This is a genomic window from Bacillus sp. L_1B0_5 (assembly GCF_000836715.1).
Taxonomy (GTDB): Bacteria; Bacillota; Bacilli; order Bacillales; family Bacillaceae_G; genus Bacillus_A; species Bacillus_A thuringiensis_S.
Window position 1 is genome coordinate 178,448 of sequence record NZ_JXIS01000001.1, and the last position, 24,666, is coordinate 203,113.

Genomic DNA, 24,666 nt, shown 5'->3' on the forward strand with positions numbered 1-24,666 from the left:
ATTCTACAAGAAAAAGGTTACAAAGTACAACCCTATGAAGAAATCGGAACGGTTAATTTGACTAAGGAAATTAAAATGGAAGAAATATTAGTACAAGGCAATATTACAGAAGATCTAAAAAGATTAGGTGTAGAAGCTACATGTACTTATGGTTATGAAGAAACATTGTATCAAGTATACGAGGTTTCAGATGAAGATTTCAAAAAGATGAGTGATGATGCAAGTACAAGAAGTATGGACGACGGTAACTGGAAAGATGGTGGATGGCGCTGGTGTGAAGGGAGTAATCAAGGAGAGCCAAATGCGACACTAGTCGTTAAGGGTAAGGAATTACGTTGCTGGGCAGAACCAGTTGAAGAGGAAGAACCTTATTACAGCGACTATATAGATTTACTGGAATATCTCGAAATGGAAAAAGGTTGTTCTTCTTTCAAAAATGTGTGTGCGTTAGCTAAAGACTTAGCAAAATACAACAATATGACAATGTCTGAATTATTCAGAAAGTATCAAGGGTGGGATAAAGAAAACTAAACCAAAACCAAAACGCTATTTGATCCATTATTTTATAAATAAAAAGAGCACATTAATATATGTGCTCTAGGTAAAGATCTTTAAAAGAGGAGTTTTAAAGAATTTAAATTGTCAATATACTATATGCTTGTCTTTAAAAAGTGTGACTGAAATAAAACCCTCATTTTAGAAAAAAGGGGAGTTGGAACGTGAGCCCAAAAGTGTACGCCGTTTATAAAGGTGAATCACTAATATGTATTGGAACTGTAAAGGAGTGCGCTCAACATTTGGGAGTACTTCCTAAGACAGTATATTATTACAAATCATCATCTTATAAAAAAAGAGTGGCTATTAGAAAGAACGCTCGTAATTATTTAACTGTTATAGCGTTAGAAGAAGATTAACATAAAATTTAATTTTGTAGAAAATTAACAAAATAAAACGAGCACTTGTGCCAGAGTGCTCGTTTCATAAGATGACGTCATTCATTATGTTATGTTTGTGAGTCATGAACAATTAAATGAGTCGAAAAGTAAGGTTCGAAATAGTTTATGTACTGTTAGTAAATAGGTGCCTGTATTAAAAAAAGCAGCTAGCAAAAAGCTAACTGCTCTCTAAAAACTTGTTGAAAAGGTACTACCTTTGGGTAAGGTAGGTTGCAATTAGTATTGACGGATTATTGAGCTTTATTCAGAAGGGAATGAAATGTTGTGAGTAATTTTAATGGAGAAAAGTTAACAGAACTTCGGCATTTATTCGGAATGACTCAAGGACAAGCTGCTGAATTGTTAGAGGTTGATACCCAGGGATTGATTGAAATAGAACGTTCAAGAATTAATCCAACATTTAATCAAATACAAGTACTATGCAGAACATTTCATGTTAAACCAAAGTATTTTTATAGCGAGTCATTTGTAACTAATAGGGTGAATCCAAATTATATTTCTTTTCGAAATTAATAAAAGTGGGAGGTAGAAGGAAATGATTAAAGGCGAATTAGTTTTAATGCAAAGAGAAGACGGTGGCTTACAGTACAGGGATGATCTAAGCAAGATGTGGTGCGCTTGTGGTAAACCAGCAAACAATCACTTTCCAGAAGAAGAAGGACATTGGAAGTTCCAGTGTGAGAAATGCGCTCATGGAGGAGAAAAGGAATGATGGAAATTAAACTTGGTATAGATAAAGAAGCTTGGGGCGTTATGTTTGGCTTTTACATCCCGGAAAGAACTGTAGGGCTACATGTATTGTGTTTCTATTGCAACGTCAAGTTTTGAACAAAATAATCCTTTGATGGAGAAAAGAGCTTAAAAAACAGGGACAATTCACGTTTAGATTATTTTTGAATGTAATGGGTATTAAAAGTGTTAAAATGCTTCAGAATGGAAAAGAGAGGCATTTAAATGAAGGGGTGAGAGAATTGGCGAGTATAAAGAAAAGGAAAGTGAAAAAAGCAATTGCGCGTCGTTCGAAAATTATAGAAGGTGCTGAGAAAGAAAGGGTTAAAAAAGCTTGGAGAAATATTTTTTTGCAGGCTGGTATTTTGAAGTGAAAAGAAATTGAATAGGGTCCGGCTAGAAAACTAGAGGACACCAATTTTTAGAGCAGCAATTAAGCTGTTTTAAGAAATGGTGTCCTCTTTCTTATTTTGTGAGGGGGGTGGAAAAAATGAAAGCACTAAGAGATCAATTACGTGAATGGGAAAAACAAACGAAACAAACAAAAAAGAAAAAAACAAAAGAGAATTTTAGCACTCGTGAAATTGAGGATTTAATGGGGATGCATAGACCTTGTTATGAGCGTAGACGTGGAGCGTTAAGACAAAAGTAATAAAAAATAAAAGGAGTGGTCTGGAATGACTAAGCAATTATCTTTCTTACCAAAAATCGATAGAGCAGCAACACAAGAGAAATTAGAGGGTATTTTGGAAAGTGTACGTATATATAAGCAATTTGGAATGATGCGTAAGGAAATGAAAGTCACTCCTTCTTATGAAAGGAGAGAGCATGGTCCTACACATGCAGTTGGCAAACCATTAGAAGATGTAGCAATCTCTAATATTCAACAAAGCAAGCGTGAAGAATGGTTAGAGAAAATGGCATTTCGAGTTGAACAAGCATTAAGTCGATTCGGAAACAGTACAGCTGGAAAAAATCAGAGGGACATTATAGTTAAACGATATTTAGAAGATGAAGATGTATGCGATTATATGGTGTATAACGAAATCGGCATGAGTGAACGTACGTATCGACGTGTGAAAGCTAGAGCGTTTTATAAACTAGCTTTTGCTCTTAGATTAGAAGTTTATGAGATAGAGAATCAATACGGGGGTGATGACCTATGAATTTTGTCCAGCCCATACGGGATCCAGAGCAAATACAACAAATCAAAGAATATTTAAAAGAAAAGAATGAGCGTAACTATATTCTGTTTGTAATGGGAATCAATACAGGGTTACGCATAAGCGACATTCTAAAACTGAAGGTAGGAGATGTACAAGGAAGTCACATTTCAATGCGTGAAATGAAGACAGGGAAGCAAAAACGTATTCAAATTACCTCATCTTTAAAAAGAGAGCTGAGGTGGTTTAACGAAGGAAGAGACGTTGGAGAATATTTATTGAAGAGTAGGAAAGGGAAAAATCGTCCGATTGGCCGTAGTATGGCATATAAAATATTAAAAAGTACAGCGGCGGAGTTTGGATTGGATGAAATCGGTACACATACACTCAGAAAGACCTATGGGTATCATATGTACATGCAGACGAAGAATATAGCTTTGTTAATGGAGATTTTTAACCATTCAAGTGAAAAAGTAACGTTACGGTATATCGGAGTAAACCAAGATGCAATGGATAAAGCAATGAGCAGATTTAAAATCTAATCATTGTTTTTTCTTTTTATATTTCTACTAATTACCCATAAATATCGTACTGTGTAATTGAGAAAAGGAAGTCTTATCAAAACAGTGATAACAAGGGATGCAGCGTTTTGGTGAATGACACACAATTAAACATATGGGTAATTGACAATCATAGAATGATAAGATGCTGTATATCAATTAAATATATTGGATATGAGGTGATGATAGATTGGTATGCGAAGAGCTACTGTGTGAATTGGTCGAATATAAAATGTTGCAAGGTGAAAAACCGAATCTATTAAGGATAAATCCAAATTATTATAGAATGATATTAGAGGACTTGGCTTATCCAGAGTGGCTAATTAGAAAAAAGCAAAAAGCAAAAGATCATGAGTTATTAGGGATTAAAGTAGAACTTACAGATCAAATTGAAAAATTTGAAATGAGAATAGTGAAAAAATTGGCAGAGTCGTGACCGCTTTTTGGCAGGAAATATGCCGGTTGTTTTGGAATTATCGTGTTATATTTGTATTGTGAGAAGTGGCGGAAAACACAACTCACTATGTTTTTCTTGAATTCTAAACGGTTCATAATGACGGCACATAAAATCCGAAACCAGCAGATGGTACTGATTGAATGATACCGTTATTAAGGAGAGCTTTTGCTCTTCTTTGAGCTAACAACATCCTAGGTAGACGGAATGAGGAGAACCTAATAAGTTTTCCAAAAGTGCTTGTTAGTTGAGAGAAGAATAAAACTTCACATACCGTAATTAAAAATGAATAGTAAATGATGATAAAGCATCCATTCGGGGCTTTTTTTATTTTGGAGGAGGATAAAGATGGAAGGACAGGAGTTAACTTTGAAAAAGAAAGACAGTATTTATCTTAGACCAAGATACCCTCATAAGATTGACGCAAGTAAAATCAAATCATTAGAAGATGTGATTAAGATTTTAGGATTGATGGATATTCGTTTGGACGACAAGGGGATCATTGGTCTAGAACACTTGATTGAAAAGGAGGCAGAATAAAATGGCTAATAACAAATTAATTATTGAGGTCAGCGCTGATACAACCGAAGCACTGGAAGGAATTAAAGAAGTGACTGAAGCTGCAAATGAATGTGTGGAAGCATTAGAGAAGTTGGAAAAGGTTATGGGTAAGTTTACTAATAAGAAAGATTCAATTGAAATAGAAGTTCCTGTTCTTATAAAAGGAAAGCAAATAAATGAAGTAATGGCTGAGGCAGCACAGTTAGCAGGATGTCGAATAGGGAAGAATATTTAGTTAAGGAGGATGAAGAATGGATAATCAAATAATTAAACCAGCCTCAATAAACACCGAGGCTGGCATGTATGAACTTAGAGAAAAAACTAAAATTAAATTTAAGCATACTAATTCAGATGGACATGTATGTATAAGAGAATTACATGATTTAAATCATCTTTACTGTAGCATGTGTGGAACACCAATCAAGTTCAAGAAATCAGAAATGAAGATTTAGTTTTTTGTTTTAATTAATAGGACGTCATACCATGATGGTTTGTAGGTAGGGTCCTTGTCGTAGTTTTCTAAAATAGAATTGAATAACTCTAAAACTTTCATACCTTCTTCTAGAGCCTCAAAGACTAGTTGAGTGTTTTCGTTTCTTTGCATTTCTCTATAAGCATTTCCAATTATTACAGATTGAACGTTAGACTTATGTCGAGTGTAGTCTAGTTCAATCTGTTTTTTTCTAGCTTCAATCCATTTCTGTGAATCAGAAGCTTCTAAAGATACTAGATCTTGATATTCTAATTCAAAATCAATTAATCTAAGTGCAAATCCTTGTACAGAAGGGAAATTGAAATGGTTCTCGATATCAAATAGTGAAAGTAATTCTTCTCTTTCTCTATGCATAGTAACACCTCCTTTCTGCATACTTAATTCGACACAAAATAAGAATATCCTACAAAAACATTAATTAAGGAGTGAGAGTCAATGGAACTAACTAAACAAGAACAAGCTATTGCAATTGGTACATTCATTTCAATGTTAGGACAAGACCTTGTAAATGAGCGTATTGATAAACAGAAATTAGAAAGTGCAATTCCAATCTTTAACGAGTTGGAAGATAACACAACGCCAAAGCAAAAGAGAGAAGCAATGATTAGTTTGCTTGGTAAAGCGGTGGATAAATTCTTAGAAAAATAGCCATAAAAAAAGGAAAAGAAACTCGCTTGGGGGGCGAATTACTTTTCCTGATGGCAATGTTAACTCTATTATAACAATTTGTATTTATTTGTAAATATATAATCGGAATATTCTTTTAAAAGAGGTGAGGATAGATGCAAGTCTACTGTTCCAACTGTAATAAAGATTATAATATGCAACCACAAGTAGCACAGCTTTCTAATCGCATTGAGAAGTGTTACTTCACATGTCCTCATTGCGAACATGAGTGTGTCGCTGCATATGTGAACGATAAGATTCGTAAGCATCAAGCGGACATAGCCAAGTGTCATGAACGGATTAATAAAAAGAATCTGGCCATCGAGGATGAAATGAAACGATTGAGGAAGAAGCTGGGAGGTAGTTAATTATGATGTGGATATTAGCCTATCTTATTGTGGGTATGATTTATGTTTCTTTTGGTATGCAACCATTTTTACGTAAGTCCTTGAAAGATATTGAGGGGGAATCAGAGGAAGAGATCATTACGATTGTCGTAACACTATTTCTTATTTGTATCTTCACACCTGTTTGGCCAGCGTTGGTAACATTGAAGATTGTTACCAAGTTTAATAAGTATGTAAGTAAGGAGTGAAACGCAATGGTAAGTGAAAGAGCTGAACTTATACAAAAGAAAATAGAAGAAGGGAAGCTAAGTGTCAACGAAGCGAGACTGCTATTAGGCTTGGAACCTATTAAGATTTTAATGAAAGTTGCATGTGAACAAAGCACGATCGCTATGCTAGAGGGTTGTAAACAAATGAATGTTGTAAAAGATGAGAACGAACCTTTATTACAAATTGTACTCTCAGATATAGATTCAGTGCCAATAGTTCATTACAAAGGTGAAGAGATTAAAGGGAAAGTAAGGATTAGCTTTGATTGGAAGACAGATGGTCAGTATCATAAGTCAGGTCCTTACATTCATATTGAACATGTACTTACTGATAATAAGCGCTTCAATACTGAAATCATTCAACATAATCATCCTATTGTGGGGTGATATGAATGCCGAGTAAACCATTCAAGCCGTGCAAGTCATTAGGTTGCAATGAATTAACACGGGATAAGTATTGTGCTAAACATACCGAAAAAGAAAAAGAAACTGTAAGATATTACGACAAACATATTCGAAACAAAAGCTCACGTTCATTCTACAACTCAAGACTGTGGAAGGATATGCGTGAGCTTATTTATCGTAGAGATCATGGCTTATGTGTTCAATGTAGAAGCAAGGACATCATTAAGGTAGGAGATGTAGTCGATCATATCATTCCTATTCGTGTTGATTGGTCTAAACGATTAGAACCGACTAATTTACAAACGCTTTGCCATGCTTGTCACAATAAGAAAACAAAAGAAGACGAGAAGAAAAACAGAAAATGATTTGAAAGAAAAAATTCATAAACACCCCCCACTATAAAAAAGCAAAAGGCGACTTTCTGGAGACCGCCGCCTAGCTTTCCGTGCAAAAAGTTCGTTTTATTCCATAAAAGGGGGGGTCAGCCGAGGGAGGTGGTTCACATAGGAAGGAAAGCGAAACCGATTCATTTGCATTTATTAGAAGGTAATACAAATCGATTGACAAAAGATGAAATTGAGCAGCGATTAAAAGCCGAAAAACAGTTACAAGCAAAAAAGGACAAGGTAAAACCACCAACGTGGTTAGATTCAATTGCTAAGAAAGAATTTAGACGGATTGCCGGTGAATTACTAGAGTTAGATGTTATTACAAACATAGATGTGAATGCATTAGCAACATATTGCGATGCTTACTCTGACTATGTTGAATGCACCAAAATTATCCGAGAAGAAGGACTTCTTGTTGAATATACAAATAAGGCAGCTGAAACGAATAAAGTTCCCCATCCACTACTTACAAAGAAGAAACAGTTACATGAACAAATGAAGGCTTTGGCTGTTGAGTTTGGTCTTACACCGAGTGCAAGAGCGAAAATTGTCATTCCAAATAGTAAACAAGGTCCGAAAACAAATGTAGAAAAGGAGTTTGACGTATAACATGATCAGACAATGGATGATGGACTACTGTGATGATGTATTACATGGTGAAGTTGTTGCTTGTCAGAAGCATAAACAAGCGTGTAAACGATTTTTAAGAGATATTGAGCGTGAAGGTTCTGAAGATTTTCCATATGTTTTTAAGGAAGAAAAAGCGCTTCGTTTCTTAAAGTGGATGTCTCTTTTTAAACATACAAAAGGAAAATTAGCGGGTCAGAGAATTGAACCACATTCCATACAAATTTTCGTGTTTAGCAATATTTATGGATGGGTGCACCGAAATACAGGGTTACGTCGATTTAAAAAGGCATATTGGCAAGTAGGGCGTAAAAATGCAAAGTCACAATCTTTAGCGTGCGTGGGCTCATATGAAGCAATGGCCTTTGGTGAGAATATGTCGGAAGTATATGTTGGTGCCACAAAAACAGAGCAAAGTAAAATTGTTTGGAACGAAATTAAAGCGCAAATGAATGGGTGCGAAGACCTAAAAGAAAAATTCAATATTGCGTATGGGAAAATTGAGCATCTCAAAACAGATTCTTTTATTTCCGCGCTCTCAAAAGATGCGGGAAAATCTGGGGATGGACTAAATGTTCAGTGCGGGATTATTGATGAGTATCATGCCCATCCTACCTCTGAAATTTATGATGTTCTGGTGTCAGGTTCAGGTGCTCGTCCGAATCCACTCATGATGATTATTACAACAGCTGGTTTCAACTTGAGCCATCCTTGCTATCGTGTGGAGTATCAATATGTTTCTAAGATTTTAGACCCGAACATTGATATTGAAAATGAAGAATATTTTGTGATGGTCAATGAATTAGATAAGGATGATGAAATTACGAATCCTGAAGTCTGGGAGAAAGCGAATCCTATTTTATGTAGTTATGAAGAAGGACAATCTTTTTTAAAAGGAGAACTTCAATCAGCATTAGATGTCCCAGAAAAAATGCGGAATTTCCTGACTAAAAACATGAATCGTTGGGTGGACATGAAAGAAAATGGGTACATGGACATGCAAAAATGGAAAAATTGTAAAGAAACTGTGGAATTATCCGAATTAAAAGGATTGGAATGTACAGTGGGTGTCGATTTATCAGCAAAAATTGATTTAACAAGTATTTCATTCGAGTTTAAAAAGGATGATAAGTATATCGTGTTAAGTCATAGCTTTATGCCGGAAGATACGTTAGTTGAAAAGAGACAAACGGATAAAGTGCCTTATGATTTGTGGGTACAACAAAAATGGATTACCACAACACCTGGTGCGGTAGTTGATTATGAATTTATCAAAACACATATTAGAAATATGGAAAAAGACCATAAATTTAAGATTAAAGAAATATGTGCGGATCCTTGGAATGCAACGCAATTCATGCAAGACATGGAAGCGGAAGGGTATACGATGATAGAAATACGCCAAGGGATGGCAACTTTATCAGGTCCTACAAAAGATTTTAGAGAACAAGTGTATTTAAAGAAAGTCATCCACAATAACAATCCTGTATTAAATTGGGCAACGAGTAACGCTATAACAAAACAGGATGCGAACGAAAATATTATGTTGGACAAGTCAAAAGCAACAGAAAGAATCGATCCGATTGCGGCTGTCATTAACTCACATGTTCGTTGTATGCTGGGTTCTGGTGAGGTAGACTTAAATTCCTATATTTTAAGTCAAGATTTCTCATTCTAGGAGGAATGACATGCGGTTTTTATTATTTTTCATCAGTATTTTAGAAGATATTCTATTGATTACGGGGTTGTCCATTATTGTTGGGACGACTTTTTTTATGAATCCGATTTACGGCTGGTATCTGTTAGGGGTTATTCTCACAATGTTGGGGGTGGTAATGATAAGAAGATAGAAGGGAGGTGAAATTTTTGATTTTTCGGCAATTATTTAGAAATCAGGATACGACAGATTTAAAAAATCCTTCTCCCTGGTTTAAAAGTTTATTTGGCTATCAAGCCGCAAGCGGTGAAAAGGTAACGGTTGAGTCCTCTTTAGGTGTTCCGACGGTTTATCGGTGTATTAACATCCTTGCAAATAGTGTTGCGATGCTTCCGTTTCAAACATTTAAAAAGACAGCGAAGGGAAGAGAACGGGATAAGGCACATCAAGTATCGTTTGTTCTAGAAAGAAGACCAAATCCTTATCAAAGCCCATTTAAATTTAAACATTTAATTGAAACACATCGTAATACATGGGGAAACGCCTATATTAATATTCATTGGGGTGTGGATGGAAGACCAAAAGAATTATGGGTATTAAATCCGGCTGTTACAACGCCCACTGTGGACTTAAAGACCAATAAACTATGGTATTTTACGAGTTTGCCAGACGGTACACCTATAAAAATACCTGATGATGACATAATCCATCTTACTACATTGTCTACTGATGGTTTAAGGGGGAAACCTCCTATTCAAATTGCAAGAGAGTCTATAGGGAGCTCACAAGCAGCTCAAAAGTTTAAAGGTAAGTTCTTCACAAACGGGGCAGCGCATAGCGGGATATTAAAAACAGAACAACCGTTAAATAAAGAGGCTAAAAATAAACTTCGTGATGCCTGGGAAGAAGCAAATACAGGTCTAAATAATGCGCAAAGGATAGCCATTTTAGATGCTGGTTTAGAGTTTGAGAAGGTTGGAATGCCTTTAAAAGATGCCCAATTTATTGAAGGTATGAAATTTGATAAGGGCGAGATTGCAAATATCTTTAATATTCCTTTGCACATGATTAATGAGTTAGATCGTGCTACTTTCTCCAATATTGAGCAACAAGCGTTGGATTTTATTCAAAATACATTGAGTCCAATTCTTATTCAATATGAAGAAGAGTTTTCTTATAAATTATTTTCGTTTCATGAGCAAAAACGATATTACTTGAAGTTTAACCTAACAAGCTTATTACGTGCTGATTCTAAATCACGAGCAGAATTCTACAAAATTATGTTAGATGCTGGTGCATTTTCAATTAATCAGGTGCTGGAACTGGAGGATATGGACGGGATTGGGGAATACGGTGATAAACACCGTGTTGACTTAAACCATGTATCTATTGAAATCGCAGACGAATATCAATTGGCAAAAGCTAATGGAGGAGTTTTACAGAAGGGAGATGAGGACGATTAAAGACGTATTTACAATTAAAAATCAAACAGATTCTTCAGCTGATCTATTCATTTATGGTGACATTATAAACAATACCGGATGGAAATGGGACGATTCCGATGTGATGCCGGATGATGTGAAAAATATTTTAGGGCAGTTGGATGATAAAAGTAATTTAAATATCTATGTAAATAGTGGTGGTGGTTCTGTATTCGCTGGTTTAGCTATTTATAACATGTTGAAACGTAATAAAGCGCAAAAAACTGTTTATGTGGATGGTGTTGCAGCTTCTATCGCTTCCGTAATCGCCTTGGCTGGTGATCGTGTTGTTGTCCCTTCTAATGCTTTTTTAATGGTCCATAAACCATGGACTGTAAGTAGAGGAAATGCAAATGTACTTCGTAAAATGGCAGAGGACTTGGATAATCTTGAGGCTGGAATTATGAATGTATACAAAGAAAACTTGAAAGAAGGCATCGAAATTGAAGTAATTCAGCAATTAGTAGATGCTGAGACCTGGTTAAGTGGTGAAGAAGCTGAAAAATACTTCAATATTGAAGTTGTGGAAGCAAAAGAAGTCGCAGCTTGTAGCAGTGATTACTTTGATAAATATCAAAAAACACCAAATAAGATTGTAGCAAAGGCTCCTTCTATTTCAAAGAAGGATAATAACGAACAATTAAAAATACAAAATGCACTAGACCTGTTAGAGCTATAGGTCTATTTTTTGTGCCAAAACAAGGAGGAAATACGGAATGGATAAACGTGAACAAGAGTTACGCCAAAAAGTTGCAGATTTGAAAGCGAAAGCGGAAGAGTTTAATAACAGCGGTAAATATGAAGATGCAAAAGCGAAAATTGAAGAAGCGAAAAACGCGAAAAATGAATTAGATAACTATCTAGCAATGATGCAAATTCAAGTTTCTGACCCTGTAAATTCACAAGCAAGGGTTTTGCCTCCATCATCAGTTAAAAATGAAGATTCATCGTATAAAGAAGTGTTTATGAAAGCTATACGTGGTCAAAATTTAAGTCATGAAGAAGCAAGCGTTATGCAGGAATACAAAGCAGCATTATCTGAGAATACAGGTAAAGACGGCGGTTATATTGTTCCAGAAGATATTACGACAACGATTAATCAATTAAAACAAACGGTTGATAACTTAGAGCAATATGTAAATGTGCAACCTGTTTCAACGAATAAGGGCGCTCGCACATTAGAAAAACGTGCAGCATCTACACCTTTCGCTCCATTATCTGAGTATGGAAACCCAAATGCAATGCAAGAAATTGCTTCGCCACAATTTGATCGTTTACCGTATGTTATTGAGGATTATGCAGGATTTCTACCTGTACCAAATGATTTATTAAATGATACGGATCAAGCGCTAGAAGCTTATTTACGTCAGTGGATTGCGAAGAAATCTATTGCAACTCGTAATTATTTAATTTTACAAGAAATCAACAAATTAACAAAAGTTGATTTAAAGGATTATAAAGGCATTAAAACCGCATTAAATGTCACATTAGATCCAGCTTTCTCAGCAGTAGCAAACATTATTACAAACCAAGATGGATTCAATTACTTAGATCAATTAGAAGATAAAGATGGCCGTCCACTTCTTCAACCAGATCCAACAAATCCAACACGTAAGCTATTATCAGGAAAGCCAGTTATTGTTTTATCCAATAAGACAATTGCTACAGATAAAGATGGTAAAGCACCATTTATTGTTGGGGACCTAAAAGAAGCAGTTGTGTTATGGGATAGACAGCAGTTATCGCTTGATATGACAAAAGAGGGTGGAAGTGCTTGGAGAGGTAATACAACAGAATTCCGAGCAATTGAACGTGAAGACGTTACGTTATGGGATACAGAAGCGGTTGTATATGGCCAAATTACAGTTACAGCTAAAGCTTAATGATGTAGGAGGGGTTCTTCTTGGTACTAACATTAGAAGAAGCAAAAAAGTATCTTCGTGTGGATGGTGATGAAGAGGACGATCTCATTACATCTTTCGTAATCGCAGCTGAAATATATATTAAAAATGCTACAAGTAAAAATGTGGATTTAAAAAGCGAGCTTGCTAAATTAGCAGCTCGTATTTTAATTGCTCATTGGCATGAAAACCGTGAAGCGGTTGGAAAAGCTGAACAATTGGCATTTAGTTTGCAGTCGATATTAGTTCAGTTGCAATATTGTGGTGGTGATTCAAGTGAATCCAGGTAAATTAGATAAACGTCTTACATTTCAAGTGAAAGACGAGGAAGCAAAGAGCCCGGACGGTGATCCAATAGAAGGTTACAAGGATTCATTTACTGTATGGGGCTCTTTTATTTTTTTAAAGGGAAGAAAATACTTTGAAGCCGCGGCAGCTAATAGCGAAATTCAAGGTGAAACAGAAATCCGATATCGTTCTGATGTGAATGCTGATATGAAGATTAAATATAAGAACGTAATTTATGACATTGTTTCAGTTATTCCAACTGAAAAACACACTTTATCAATCATGTGGAAGCGTGGTGGAATGAATGGCTGATGGTGTTGATTTTTTAGGTTTTGATCGCCTGATATCTGAATTAGAGCAAATGGGTTTACGTGGAGAAAAGATTGAAGATAAAGCCCTTGCAGCAGGTGGCGAGCCTATTCGAAAAGCTATTTCTGAAATAGCCCCAAGGAGTGATAGCCCTAAAAAAGCAACAAAAAGCGAGCCGTGGCGAACAGGACAACATTTGGCTGATAATATACGGGTTACAAAAGCAAAAATGGAGGGCGGCATAAAAACGATCAAAATTGGTATAGATAAAGCGGATCGTTCCCCTTATTTCTACGGAAAGTTCTTAGAATGGGGAACGTCTAAAATGCCAGCAGAGCCATTTATAGAACCTGGATTTAATTCTTCAAAAGAAGCGGCAATTCGTGCTATGACAGACATCTTGAAGAATGAAATGAGGTTGAATATATGATGAATTTACGCCCCGAAATTGTGCAAGCTCTTGAAAATAATCAGGAGCTTGTTTCTTTATTGGGTGGAAAACGTGTTTATTATCGTAAAGCTAAAAATGCTGAAGAGTTTCCGCGTATTACGTTTTTCGAACTAGACAATAGACCAGATCGTTTTGCAGATAACGAGGAAAGCGAAAGCGAAATTACATTTCAAATCGATATTTGGTCAAAAGGCAGTACAACAGCAATCCATAAAAAAGTGAATGAAATCATGAAAAGTATTGGTTTTTCACGCTATGCGGTTGCTGATTTATATGAAGATGATACACAAATTTTTCATTACGCGATGCGATTCGCAAAAGGAGTGGAGTTATAGATGGCCGGAGAAGTGATTAAAATTAGTTCAACTGTCGGTGTAGATAGCCTTGTTTACGCAAAGTTATTAAAAGATGATGCAACAGGTGTTGACTATAGTGCAGTGAAAGAAATGGAAGGCGCTGTAAAGATTAAAACTTCTAAAAAGGTAGCTTCGGAGATTATGTGGAGCGATAACAAAAAATCGGAAATTGCTGAGTCTGATGGGGAAGTAGAAGTAGAGATTGAACTTCGTAGTATTTCATTATCAACAAAAGCAGATATTGAAGGGTATCCAGAAGTGAAAGACGGTGTGCTAGATGAGAGACGCGAAGGTGAAAAGCCTTATTTAGCAATCGGCTGGCGTTTCTTAAAGGCTAATGGGAAATATCGATATGTTTGGTTATTAAAAGGGAAGCTTTCACAAGAGGAAGAAGAAGGCGAAACGAAGAAGGATAAGCCTAACTTCCAAACAACGAAACTCAAAGGTTCATTTATTGAGCGTGATTTTGACGATAGGCCTAAATTTACAGCTGATGCTGATGAACCTACATTTACAAAAGCTGTGGGGGATAATTGGTTTAAAAAGGTGTATGAGAAGCCTGTAGTACAACCACCAGCAGGAAAGTAAGGGGGGAGCAAAAGCTCTCTCTCTTTTTTATTAACGAGGAGGAAAAGCCATGAAATTAACACTAATAATCAAGGAAGAAAAGAAAAATTTTCATTTACCGGAGTTTATTCCAGCACGTTTAATTCGTCAAGCACCTGAACTTGCTGATATTCCAAATAATCCAGGTCCTGAGGATATGGATAAAATGGTTCAATATGTAGTAAAAGTTTACGGGGAACAATTTACATTAGATCAATATTGGGACGGTGTGGATGCTCGTAAATTTTTATCCACAACTTCCGATGTAATTAATGCGATCATCAATGAAACTGTGGGAGCGGCTGGTGGCACACCAGGAACTGGAGAAGAAACAAACCCAAACGCGTAGAGGGAGGGGGGCTAACGTTCAGTGAGTTTATGGACGAGCTCTACCTCTCTTTATTACGTCAGGGGTATAAACACCATCATATCGATAACGAAATGGATATCTGGCATTATTTAAGGCTAAACCAAAAATATCGTGAACAAGATCCTTCAAATAGTGGAAATCAGAATTCAAATGAAATTGAAGTTCCAGCAGAAAACATTATCTAATAAGGGGGAAGATGATGGCGAATGAAATGAATAATTTAGTCGTTAGGCTGTCCCTTGATAATGTGAATTTTCGTCAAGGTATAGCAAACTCAGGACGTGCGGTTAGAACATTACAGAATGAGCTGAAATCTGTAAGTACAGGAATGGGTGGCTTCGCAAATGCTAGTCAACAAACGCAAGCGAAAATGAATACACTCAGCAGGCTTATTGAAGCACAAAAAGAAAAAGTTAGAGCTTTGCGACAAGCCTACGATCAAAATAAGGCTAAATTAGGTGAAAATGATGCAGCAACCCAGCGATATGCTTCGCAAGTGAATAAAGCAGTAGCGGATTTAAATAGATTTGAAAATGAATTAAAGCAAGTAAACCGTCAAGCTGAACAAAAAGGGATGGATAAGTTAAATAACTCTTTGAAATCCTTACAGGCTGAATTTCAGTCTATTACAACTGGTATGGGCGGTTTTTCTAATGCAACAGAGCAAACACGGGCAAAAATTGATGTTCTCACTCGCATGGTGGATAAGCAGAAAGAAAAGATTAGGGAACTTCAACAAGCCTATAATCGCGCAAAAGCTGAAGAAGGCGAAGCGAGTCAATCGGCACAACATTATGCTGAACAAATTCATCGTGCTACAGCTGAACTTAATAGATTTGAAACTGGGTTACAGCAGTCAAATCGTGAATTAGAGCAGCAAGGTAATCGTTTATTGAATTTTGGTAATCGTATGGAGACATTAGGTAATCATTTGCAAAATGCAGGAATGCAAATCGGTATGGTGTTTGGCGGAATGACTTATGCAATAGGTCGGGGTTTAAAATCAGCTGTAGAAGAATCCATGAATTTTGAGCAACAAATGGCCAATGTGAAAGCTGTATCTGGCTCTACTGGAGAAGAAATGAAGAAATTAAGCGAATTAGCTGTCAACATGGGAGAAACAACAAAATACTCTAGTGTTCAAGCAGGACAAGGTATAGAGGAATTAATAAAAGCTGGAGTTAGTTTAACAGATATTATAAATGGTGGTTTAGAAGGTGCTCTTAACTTAGCTACAGCAGGAGAACTAGAATTAGGTGAAGCAGCAGAGATTGCATCCACAGCCTTAAATGCATTTAAAGCAGATCACCTTTCTGTTGCGGATGCAGCAAACATTTTATCTGGAGCCGCTAATGCTTCAGCTACAGATGTACGTGAGCTGAAATATGGTTTAGCGGCATCATCAGCAGTAGCAGCAGGAGCAGGGATGACGTTTAAAGATACAGCTACAACTCTAGCTGTATTTGCGCAGAATGGTTTAAAAGGTTCAGATGCAGGTACATCTTTAAAAACGATGCTGATGAGGTTGAACCCCACTACTAAAGAAGCATATAACCAAATGAAAGATCTGGGGCTCATCACTTATAATGCGCAAGCAGGATTTGATTTCTTGGTTAAAAATGGAGTTACACCAGCGTCTAGAAGTGTGGGAGACATTGAAACGGCTCTTGAAGGATATGTAATGAAGACAGAAGGAGCGAAGAAATGGAATAAAAAATGTGAAACAACATTCCGTGAATTAGCAACAAGCTCCGCTTTCTTATCTTCAAAATTCTATGATCAACAGGGGCATATTCAAAGTTTAGAAAATATTTCAGGAACCCTTCATGAATCGATGAAAGATTTAACAGACCAGCAACGAAGTATGGCATTGGAAACGTTATTCGGATCGGATGCTGTACGTGGTGCAACTATTCTTTTCAAAGAAGGTGCGAATGGGGTAAACAGCATGTGGGATGCCATGTCAAAAGTGACAGCAGCTGAGGTTGCAGCCACTAAGATTGATACATTAAAGGGACGTCTTACATTACTAGATTCAGCGTTTTCGACAATGAAAAAGACAATTGGTGATGCGCTTGCCCCTGTGGTTAGTGTTTTTGTTGCTGGATTGCAGAAGCTTGTAGATGGATTTAACTCATTACCAGGGCCAGTACAAAAGGCCATTGCAATTACAGGTGGTATTGTTCTTGCGCTAACAGCGGTTGCTACTGTTATTGGAGTAATAATGGGGGCGATCGGTATGGTTGTTTCTGGTATTGGTTCTTTAGCAATAGCAATGGGTGTAGCTACAGCGGCTACTAGTGTAACGGGCGCAGTTTTAGGAATATTAACCGTAGCTTTAGGACCAGTAGCAATTGCTTTAGGGGTGGTAGCGGCCGCTGTTGGTGTTGGTGTATTAGCATATAAAGGGTATCAAAAAGCAACTGAAGACAGTATTGCTTCTGTAGATCGCTTTGCTACAAATACAGAAGGGAAAGTAAGTTCTTCTACAAAGAAAGTTCTTGGTGAGTATTTCAAGCTGTCTGATGGTATTAGACAAAAGTTGACTGAAATTAGATTGAACCATGAAGTAATAACAGAAGAACAGTCGCAGAAGTTAATTGGCCAATATGACAAGTTAGGTAACACGATTATAGAAAAAACAAATGCAAGACAACAAAAAGAAGTTGAGGGACTTAAAAAGTTCTTTGCGGATTCTTATGTGTTAACCGCGGAAGAAGAAAATAAGCGGATTGAACAAATGAATCAACATTACGAACAAGAAAAGTTAAAAACACAAGAAAAAGAAAATAAAATCAAAGAAATCATTCAAACAGCAGCAAATGAAAAGCGTGAATTTACTACATCTGAAAGGATTTCTTTACAAGCTTTACAAGACGAAATGGATAGGACAGCTATCCAACATATGTCTAAAAATCAAATGGAACAAAAGGTTATTTATGAGAATATGCGAGTACAAGCTAGTGAAATTACAGCTAGACAAGCAGCAGAAGTTGTTGAAAATAGTGCCAAAGCAAGAGATAAGGTTATTGAAGATGCGAAAAAGACTCGGGATGATAAAATCGCATATGCGATACGTCTACGAGATGAGTCAGGAACACTTAATAAAGAAGAAGCGGATGCAGCTATTGCAGAAGCAAATCGTCAATATAATAGCACGGTTTCTACAGCAAGAGATAAGCATAAGGAAATTGTAAGTGAAGCAAAAGCGCAAGCAGGAGAACATGCAAATCAAGTTGATTGGGAAACTGGTCAGATAAAATCCAAATACCAAGTAATGAAAGATGATGTCGTTCAAAAGATGAAAGAAACTTGGTCAGGTATAACGAAATGGTGGGAAGAAACCAAAACTTCAGCCGACAACAAGGTGGAAGAAATAAAAAATACAGTTTCAAGAAAATTTGAAGAGCAGAAAAAAGCTGTTAATGATAAAATGCGGGAGATAAAGAGCGATATTGAAGATAAATGGAATACAGTTGAAAAATTCTTCAGCACTATAAATCTACGTTCCGTCGGTAAATCAATTATAGAAGGTCTTGAAAAAGGTTTGGATGATGCGACAGGTGGGTTATATAGTAAGGCGAAAAGCATTGCTGGAGAGATTAAAAAGACTATTTCTGGAGCGTTAGAAATTAACAGTCCATCTAAAGTGATGATTCCAGTCGGTAGCGCAGTTCCAGAGGGTGTTGGAGTTGGTATGGATAAAGGGAAACGATTTGTTGTCGATGCAGCAAAAAATGTAGTCGGAACCGTTAAGAAGCAGATGGGGAATATGCCATCTGTTTTTGATTTTGGATTCCAAACTTCGCATTATAGTATCCCGCATAATACACTTGCTGATTTCAATGGGGATACGCAACTACAATCACCTTATAACAACGCACCTACAGCAAAAACTATGTTCTCGGATAGATCAGGTAGAGAACAAGAATTAAATTTAACTGTAAATATGACCAACGTTTTAGATGGAAAAGAATTAGCGAACGGAAGTTACACATATACGACAAAACTTCAAGATCGTGAACAAAAAAGAAGAGCGGAATTTTAAGGGTGGTGAGCACATTGGGGAAACTTAGTTTTACTTTTAATAATATTAGAAAAGATTATATTCAAATGCTAGCCGGAAGAAAACGTCCTTCATGGGCTCCAGTTAAAAGAAAATTAGTAAGAGTCCCTCATCGTGCAGGGGCTCTTTTTATTAATACAGAAACGGAGGAACGTCGTATTGATGTTCCTCTTGTCATTAAAGCAAAAAAAGATATGGCGGATTTACAAAAGATAAAAGAGGATTTAGCAGATTGGCTATATACAGAGCAACCAGCTGAACTTATTTTTGATGATGAGTTAGACAGGACTTATTTAGCATTAATTGATGGTTCTGTCGATTTGGATGAAATAGTCAATAGAGGTAGAGGTGTTATTACTTTTGTTTGTCCAATGCCGTATAAATTAGGTAAACAAAATACTCATACGTTTACTCAAAACTGGTCCACTGAAATCACTACTTCTTTCGTCAATCAAGGTAATGTAGAAGCGCCTCCAATTATTGAGATTGAGGCCAAGAAACCGAGTACATTTTTAGATGTATGGTTTGGTGAGTATCCGTATAATCGTGATTATTTTAGGATCGGTTATCCGTTGAAAACAGAGCAACTACCTGTTGAAAGAAATCAAAGGCTTATATGGGATGAAATGGCTAACACTGTAGGTTGGAGTAAAGTCAGTTCGATGGAAGATGGCGAACCGATTGGCGAAATGAAATCAGATAAATATCAATTTTATTGTTCTGATTTTGGTACTAGTGCAGGGAAAGGGTGGCATGGTGCAGCTGTTAAAAAAAATATCCCCGGTGGCCCAGTACAAGATTTTATTATGCAAGCTTACGTTACATGTAAGAGTAAAAGAATCAATGAAATGGGACGGGTTGAGATAGCGATACTCGATGAAAATAGCAAGGTGCTTTCAAAAATTGCTATGTCTGATGTGTTTTGGCAAGCTGAACAAAATTTCGGAACAATGGTAATTGGATATGATAATAAGCCGGGAAAAATAGGTTTGATTTATGAGAGTGGTGATTATCCGAATACATGGAATCAATATTACGGAAGATTGTGGATAGCTAGAACGGGAAATGTGTGGGAGGCTTATATCTCGAAATTCCTTCCGGGGACAGAAAAGGATGATTCAGAACGATTTGCAAGGTGGACGGATGAAAATAATTATCATATGGAAAAAGCAGCACAAATCCAGATTAGTATTATGCAATGGCAAGATGTACCGCCAGTAGAAGCAATGACCGTTTCAGATTTGAAATTCTGGAAAGTGAATTTAAATACTCAAAATAATCCACCTTACATTTTTGATACGGGAGACAAGATTATAATTGATACAGAAAAAAGTCTTGTAACCATTAACGGTAAAAATGCGATTAATTTAAAAGACATTTTCAGTAATTTTCCAACTGTAATACGTGGTGAGAATCGTATCGATATAATGCCGCCAGATGTTAAAGCAACTGTTAGTTATAGGGAGAGATACAGATGAGAACACCAAGCGGGATTTTGCATGTTGTGGATTTCAAAACAGATCAAATCGTTGCAGCTATCCAGTCAAATGACTATTGGGATGACAAAAGGCATTGGGAACTGAAAAACAATGTTGATATGTTGGATTTTGCTGTCTTTGATGGAACAACTCATTCGGCTACGTTACAACAACAAAATCTTGTTCTAAAAGAAGTTCGCGATGGAAGAGTTGTACCATATGTCATTACAGAAACAGAGAAGAATTCAGATAAACGATCCATTACCACATATGCTTCAGGAGCTTGGGTTCAAATTGCTAAATCAGGCATTATAAAACCACAAAGGATAGAAGGTAAAACAGTAAACGAATTTATCGATATGGCTCTTGTAGGCATGAAATGGAAACGTGGAAAAACAGATTATGCAGGATTCCATACGATGACCATTGATGAATTTATGGATCCGTTAACCTTTTTGAAGAAAATAGCTTCTTTGTTCAAATTAGAAATTCAATATCGTGTTGAGGTTCAAGGGTCACAAATAGTTGGATGGTATGTCGATATGATTCAAAGGCGTGGCCGAGACACTGGCAAAGAAATAGAGTTAGGTAAAGATTTGATAGGTGTTACACGTATTGAACATTCAAGAGATATTTGTACAGCGTTAGTCGGATTTGTAAAAGGTGAAGACGATAGTGTAATCACTATTGAAAGTATTAACAGGGGACTTCCGTATATTGTCGATAATGATGCATTTCAACGATGGAACGAACGTGGCAAGCATAAGTTTGGTTTTTATACGCCAGAAACAGAAGAGTTAAATATGACGCCACAACGTTTAATGACGTTAATGGAAATAGAACTGAAAAAACGTATTAATTCTTCAGTTTCGTATGAAGTAGAGGCACAATCAATCGGTCGAATTTTCGGACTAGCGCATGAACTAATCAATGAAGGAGATACAATCCGAATCAAAGATACAGGCTTCACACCTAAGTTATACCTGGAAGCACGTGTAATTGCCGGTGATGAATCTTTTACGGATCCTGAACAAGATAAATACGAATTTGGGGATTATAGAGAGATAGTAGACCAAAACGAGGAATTACGGAAGATTTACAACCGAATCCTTAGTAAATTCGGTGAGAAACAAGAAATGCTGGATCAGCTAGATAAATTGGTGAAAGAAGCGAATGAAACAGCAAGTAACGCTAAGAAAGAATCAGAAGCAGCGAAAACACTTGCCGAAAAGGTACAAGAGAATATTAAAAATAATACTGTTGAAATTATAGAAGCTAAGAATCCACCGACAACAGGTCTTAAAACTAATAAAACGCTTTGGCGTGATATTAGTAACGGAAAGCCCGGCATTTTAAAAATATGGACAGGTACAGCTTGGGAATCGGTTGTACCAGATGTTGAATCAGTTAAGAAAGAAACACTTGAGCAGGTTAATAAAAATATTGAGGTCACAAAAACAGAATTAAACCAAAAGGTACAAGAAGCACAGAATCAAGCTACAGGACAATTTAATAAAGTACAGGAAGGTTTACAAGGTGTCAGTCGTACAATTTCTAATATCGAAAATAAACAAGGTGAAATCGATAAGAAAGTAACTCAGTTTGAACAGGATTCTAATGGATTTAAAACTTCTATTGAATCGTTAACGAAAAAAGATACTGACATTAGCAATAAATTAAATACAGTTGAAACAACTGTAGAAGGTACAAAGAAGAGTATTTCTGATGTGCAACAAACAACAAGTGAACTAAAGAAAACAACTACTGAAATAGAAGAAAAAGCTGGGAAAATCAGTGAGAAGTTGACGAGTGTAGAAACAAAGGTTAATAGTGATAAAGCTGGTGGACGTAACCTTTTATTAAAATCAAATGTTAAATATGAAAAAACAGACTATCTAATCAATCAATATACTCTAACTGAAAATTTCTTTGCGGGTGAAGAATATACCTTTGTAATTAAAGGGAGTGTCCCACAAGGACAGAAATTTGGAATTTGGCAGAATGGTGGGTCTAGCAATGTTGGATATGCAACAAGTGTTTACGCGAATGGAATAACGTATGTAACCTTCAAAGCAGTTGCAGCTACAAGTGGAAATGAACGAAAGTTAAGCTTATATAACTATCCGAGTAGCACTACGAAATCTATTGTGGAATGGGTTGCCTTGTATAAAGGGAATAAGCCGCAAGATTGGACAGCGCCGCCTGAAGAACAGGTAACAACGGATGAATTCACCCAGAAAACAACTGAAATTACAAAAAGTGTGGATGGAATTAAAGAAACAATCACAAAAGTGGAAAATAATCAAAATGGTTTTGATAAACGTGTTGCTACCGTAGAAAAAGATGCAACTACCATTAAACAAAATGTCTCATTAATACAAAATACGCAGACAGAACAAGGAAGACAATTACAAGAGGCGAAAGCTGGTTGGGAAAATACTGCGAAAGCACTGCAAGGTAAAGTTGAGCTGAAACAAGTAGAGGATTATGTTGCTGGGTTTAAGATACCTGAGTTGAAGCAAACAGTTGATAAAAATAAACAAGACTTATTGGGCGAATTAGCTAATAAACTTGCAACGGAACAATTTAATCAGAAAATGACTATGATCGACAACCGTTTCACTATAAATGAAGAGGGTATCAATGCCGCAGCAAAAAAGAAAGAAGTATACACAATAGAGCAAGCAAATGGACAATTTGCAAAAGATTCTTATGTAAGAGATATGGAAACCCGTCTTCAGTTAACTGAAAAGGGCGTTAGTCTATCTGTAAAAGAGAACGATGTAATTGCAGCATTTAATATGAGCAAAGAAAACATTACGTTGAATGCGAACAGAATTAACTTAGTAGGTTTCATTACAGCAAATCATATTAAAGGAAAAGTTTTAGAAGGGGTAACACTTAAAACAAGTGGAAACAGATTTGTTGAAATAAATAAGCAAGACATGAAGATTTTCGATGCAGATAGGCCGCGTGGTTATATAGGATTTATGGAAGCAAATGATGGAAGTATTCAACCTTCATTAGTCCTTGGTTCTGATAATAGAAAATACGCTGGTACAGGATCGTTTTATATTTATCAAGTCATGCCACGAATTAATGGAGTCGATCAACCTTCTAAAGCGTATGCGAAATTTGGGATTTCTAAAGGAGAAAATGCAGAAGGCACCAATATATGGTCATCATATATTCAAATGCAGAATGACGGTGGACATCTGTATGCATATGCAGCCGGAAGATTATACTTTGATAATTTGAATGACATTGTTTTTAACTCAGTGGGATGGGCTCCAGGATACGGAAAGTTTATAGTGACAACCACAGAGCCACATTATTTTAAAAATGACTATGGTGAGTTTCATTTTGATAGAAAAAGTACTGGTAACAGTATATACTTTGCCAATGGCGTTAATGATCATGATTTAAACATGGGAAGATTAATGCTAAGAGCGAGTCTTGTATCAGGCTATGATATGAATTTACAAATTAAAGATGTGTATGGTAATGGATGGCGAGATATAGAGTTAAGAACACTGCGAGCTAAAGAAAATATATCTGCTACAGGACGTATGTGGGCGCAAGAATTTATCCCTAATTCTTCTCGTACGCTTAAAACGGACATAGAAGACCTTCCATTCTCTGCTTTAGATAAAATCAACTCTGTAAACATCAAACAGTATCACTTTATAAGAGATGTTGAACGCTTCGAGTCAGGGGAGTCTATTACACTTCCAATTAATTACGGCATGATTGCGGAGGAATCTGACGATGTATTCACCACACCACAGAAAGACGCTGTAACACTTTATAGCTCGGTTGCAATTTCTATTCAATCAATACAAGAAGTTGACTTTAAAGTTAAAAATCTTCAATTTGACCACGGTATGTTGAAGCAGGAAGTTGATACTCTTAAAGAACAACTTGAAGCAGAAAAACTTGAGAAAGTTTCAATGAAAGCTGAAATTTATGAATTAAAGGTATTAGTACAACAATTAATAAATGAGGAACCAAAGCAGCCATAAGCTGTTTTTACTTTGTACAAAATAGGGCTTTTGTAAAAAAGTTAACTCATGTATTCACTCAG

32 protein-coding genes are annotated in these 24,666 nt (G+C 36.4%); 31 read left to right on the forward strand and 1 reads right to left on the reverse strand.

The features are described from left to right. Positions 1-75: 75 nt before the first annotated feature. From RT27_RS00925 to RT27_RS00975, 12 genes are all read left to right on the forward strand, one after another. Entirely contained in the window at positions 76-531 is a 456-nt protein-coding gene (locus RT27_RS00925; RefSeq protein ID WP_043935098.1) for a hypothetical protein, read from the forward strand. A gap of 188 nt (positions 532-719) precedes the next feature. Further along, positions 720-914, forward strand: a complete 195-nt coding sequence (locus RT27_RS00930; RefSeq protein WP_042597116.1) for a hypothetical protein — start codon at positions 720-722, stop codon at positions 912-914. A 306-nt stretch (positions 915-1,220) separates the two neighbouring features. Further along, positions 1,221-1,469, forward strand: a complete 249-nt coding sequence (locus tag RT27_RS00935; RefSeq protein ID WP_043935077.1) for a helix-turn-helix transcriptional regulator — start codon at positions 1,221-1,223, stop codon at positions 1,467-1,469. Between the two features lie 22 nt (positions 1,470-1,491). Continuing rightward, the gene (locus RT27_RS35070; protein WP_197078004.1) at positions 1,492-1,668 is read left to right on the forward strand and encodes a hypothetical protein; all 177 of its coding nucleotides are present in this window, start codon (positions 1,492-1,494) and stop codon (positions 1,666-1,668) included. 259 nt (positions 1,669-1,927) lie between these two features. Further along, positions 1,928-2,059 carry a DUF3983 domain-containing protein gene (locus tag RT27_RS00940; RefSeq protein ID WP_033691069.1) on the forward strand — a complete coding sequence of 44 codons (132 nt, stop codon included), beginning with the start codon at positions 1,928-1,930 and terminating at the stop codon, positions 2,057-2,059. Positions 2,060-2,175: 116 nt separating this feature from the next. Then, complete coding sequence (locus tag RT27_RS35075) at positions 2,176-2,337, forward strand: hypothetical protein (RefSeq protein WP_000645943.1); 162 nt, start codon at positions 2,176-2,178, stop codon at positions 2,335-2,337. A 25-nt stretch (positions 2,338-2,362) separates the two neighbouring features. After that, positions 2,363-2,851, forward strand: a complete 489-nt coding sequence (locus RT27_RS00950) for an ArpU family phage packaging/lysis transcriptional regulator (protein WP_006926941.1) — start codon at positions 2,363-2,365, stop codon at positions 2,849-2,851. After that, positions 2,848-3,390, forward strand: coding sequence for a site-specific integrase (locus tag RT27_RS00955; protein ID WP_043935078.1), 543 nt, complete (start codon positions 2,848-2,850; stop codon positions 3,388-3,390). Before RT27_RS00950 ends, RT27_RS00955 begins: the two co-directional genes overlap by 4 nt. A gap of 208 nt (positions 3,391-3,598) precedes the next feature. Beyond that, on the forward strand, positions 3,599-3,844 hold the full coding sequence (locus RT27_RS00960) for a phage protein (RefSeq protein ID WP_043935079.1): 246 nt from the start codon (positions 3,599-3,601) through the stop codon (positions 3,842-3,844). Between the two features lie 366 nt (positions 3,845-4,210). After that, positions 4,211-4,402, forward strand: coding sequence for a hypothetical protein (locus RT27_RS00965; protein ID WP_043935080.1), 192 nt, complete (start codon positions 4,211-4,213; stop codon positions 4,400-4,402). 1 nt (position 4,403) lies between these two features. Continuing rightward, the gene (locus RT27_RS00970; protein ID WP_043935081.1) at positions 4,404-4,658 is read left to right on the forward strand and encodes a hypothetical protein; all 255 of its coding nucleotides are present in this window, start codon (positions 4,404-4,406) and stop codon (positions 4,656-4,658) included. Between the two features lie 16 nt (positions 4,659-4,674). After that, on the forward strand, positions 4,675-4,875 hold the full coding sequence (locus RT27_RS00975) for a hypothetical protein (protein WP_043935082.1): 201 nt from the start codon (positions 4,675-4,677) through the stop codon (positions 4,873-4,875). Here RT27_RS00975 and RT27_RS00980 read toward each other — a convergent pair. Beyond that, on the reverse strand, positions 4,872-5,270 hold the full coding sequence (locus RT27_RS00980) for a hypothetical protein (RefSeq protein ID WP_043935083.1): 399 nt from the start codon (positions 5,268-5,270) through the stop codon (positions 4,872-4,874). The genes RT27_RS00975 and RT27_RS00980 overlap by 4 nt on opposite strands. Positions 5,271-5,351: 81 nt before the next feature. Between RT27_RS00980 and RT27_RS00985 the strand changes: the two genes are divergently transcribed. The 19 genes from RT27_RS00985 to RT27_RS01075 all read left to right on the forward strand — a co-directional run bounded on the left by RT27_RS00985 (position 5,352) and on the right by RT27_RS01075 (position 24,604). Next, entirely contained in the window at positions 5,352-5,564 is a 213-nt protein-coding gene (locus RT27_RS00985) for a hypothetical protein (protein ID WP_043935084.1), read from the forward strand. Between the two features lie 134 nt (positions 5,565-5,698). Next, on the forward strand, positions 5,699-5,950 hold the full coding sequence (locus RT27_RS35675) for a hypothetical protein (RefSeq protein WP_043935085.1): 252 nt from the start codon (positions 5,699-5,701) through the stop codon (positions 5,948-5,950). Between the two features lie 2 nt (positions 5,951-5,952). Beyond that, positions 5,953-6,177 carry a hypothetical protein gene (locus RT27_RS00995; RefSeq protein WP_043935086.1) on the forward strand — a complete coding sequence of 75 codons (225 nt, stop codon included), beginning with the start codon at positions 5,953-5,955 and terminating at the stop codon, positions 6,175-6,177. A 6-nt stretch (positions 6,178-6,183) separates the two neighbouring features. Then, complete coding sequence (locus tag RT27_RS01000) at positions 6,184-6,585, forward strand: hypothetical protein (protein ID WP_043935087.1); 402 nt, start codon at positions 6,184-6,186, stop codon at positions 6,583-6,585. Positions 6,586-6,590: 5 nt separating this feature from the next. Then, positions 6,591-6,968, forward strand: coding sequence for an HNH endonuclease (locus tag RT27_RS01005; protein ID WP_043935088.1), 378 nt, complete (start codon positions 6,591-6,593; stop codon positions 6,966-6,968). 129 nt (positions 6,969-7,097) lie between these two features. Next, positions 7,098-7,601 carry a phage terminase small subunit P27 family gene (locus RT27_RS01010; RefSeq protein ID WP_000233388.1) on the forward strand — a complete coding sequence of 168 codons (504 nt, stop codon included), beginning with the start codon at positions 7,098-7,100 and terminating at the stop codon, positions 7,599-7,601. 1 nt (position 7,602) lies between these two features. After that, entirely contained in the window at positions 7,603-9,297 is a 1,695-nt protein-coding gene (locus RT27_RS01015; protein WP_043935089.1) for a terminase TerL endonuclease subunit, read from the forward strand. Between the two features lie 188 nt (positions 9,298-9,485). After that, a complete protein-coding gene (locus RT27_RS01020; RefSeq protein ID WP_043935090.1) occupies positions 9,486-10,739 on the forward strand; it encodes a phage portal protein in 1,254 nt (417 codons plus the stop codon). Next, positions 10,726-11,436, forward strand: a complete 711-nt coding sequence (locus RT27_RS01025) for a head maturation protease, ClpP-related (protein WP_015382181.1) — start codon at positions 10,726-10,728, stop codon at positions 11,434-11,436. The genes RT27_RS01020 and RT27_RS01025 overlap by 14 nt, the downstream gene beginning before the upstream one ends. Before the next feature lie 37 nt (positions 11,437-11,473). Continuing rightward, on the forward strand, positions 11,474-12,640 hold the full coding sequence (locus RT27_RS01030; RefSeq protein WP_003263053.1) for a phage major capsid protein: 1,167 nt from the start codon (positions 11,474-11,476) through the stop codon (positions 12,638-12,640). Positions 12,641-12,660: 20 nt separating this feature from the next. After that, positions 12,661-12,948: a head-tail connector protein gene (locus tag RT27_RS01035; protein ID WP_016077615.1), complete on the forward strand. Its 288-nt coding sequence runs from the start codon at positions 12,661-12,663 to the stop codon at positions 12,946-12,948. Continuing rightward, complete coding sequence (locus tag RT27_RS01040; protein ID WP_043935091.1) at positions 12,935-13,258, forward strand: phage head closure protein; 324 nt, start codon at positions 12,935-12,937, stop codon at positions 13,256-13,258. Before RT27_RS01035 ends, RT27_RS01040 begins: the two co-directional genes overlap by 14 nt. Then, entirely contained in the window at positions 13,251-13,685 is a 435-nt protein-coding gene (locus tag RT27_RS01045) for an HK97-gp10 family putative phage morphogenesis protein (protein WP_015382184.1), read from the forward strand. The genes RT27_RS01040 and RT27_RS01045 overlap by 8 nt, the downstream gene beginning before the upstream one ends. Beyond that, complete coding sequence (locus RT27_RS01050) at positions 13,682-14,041, forward strand: DUF3168 domain-containing protein (RefSeq protein WP_043935092.1); 360 nt, start codon at positions 13,682-13,684, stop codon at positions 14,039-14,041. Before RT27_RS01045 ends, RT27_RS01050 begins: the two co-directional genes overlap by 4 nt. Beyond that, positions 14,042-14,650 carry a major tail protein gene (locus RT27_RS01055; RefSeq protein WP_000896770.1) on the forward strand — a complete coding sequence of 203 codons (609 nt, stop codon included), beginning with the start codon at positions 14,042-14,044 and terminating at the stop codon, positions 14,648-14,650. It abuts the gene before it with no gap. A 49-nt stretch (positions 14,651-14,699) separates the two neighbouring features. Further along, a complete protein-coding gene (locus RT27_RS01060) occupies positions 14,700-15,017 on the forward strand; it encodes a hypothetical protein (RefSeq protein WP_015382186.1) in 318 nt (105 codons plus the stop codon). A gap of 220 nt (positions 15,018-15,237) precedes the next feature. Beyond that, positions 15,238-19,086, forward strand: coding sequence for a phage tail tape measure protein (locus RT27_RS01065; protein WP_043935093.1), 3,849 nt, complete (start codon positions 15,238-15,240; stop codon positions 19,084-19,086). Between the two features lie 14 nt (positions 19,087-19,100). Further along, the gene (locus RT27_RS01070; RefSeq protein ID WP_082044892.1) at positions 19,101-20,582 is read left to right on the forward strand and encodes a distal tail protein Dit; all 1,482 of its coding nucleotides are present in this window, start codon (positions 19,101-19,103) and stop codon (positions 20,580-20,582) included. Then, the gene (locus tag RT27_RS01075; RefSeq protein WP_043935094.1) at positions 20,579-24,604 is read left to right on the forward strand and encodes a phage tail spike protein; all 4,026 of its coding nucleotides are present in this window, start codon (positions 20,579-20,581) and stop codon (positions 24,602-24,604) included. Before RT27_RS01070 ends, RT27_RS01075 begins: the two co-directional genes overlap by 4 nt. The last annotated feature ends 62 nt before the right edge of the window (positions 24,605-24,666 follow it).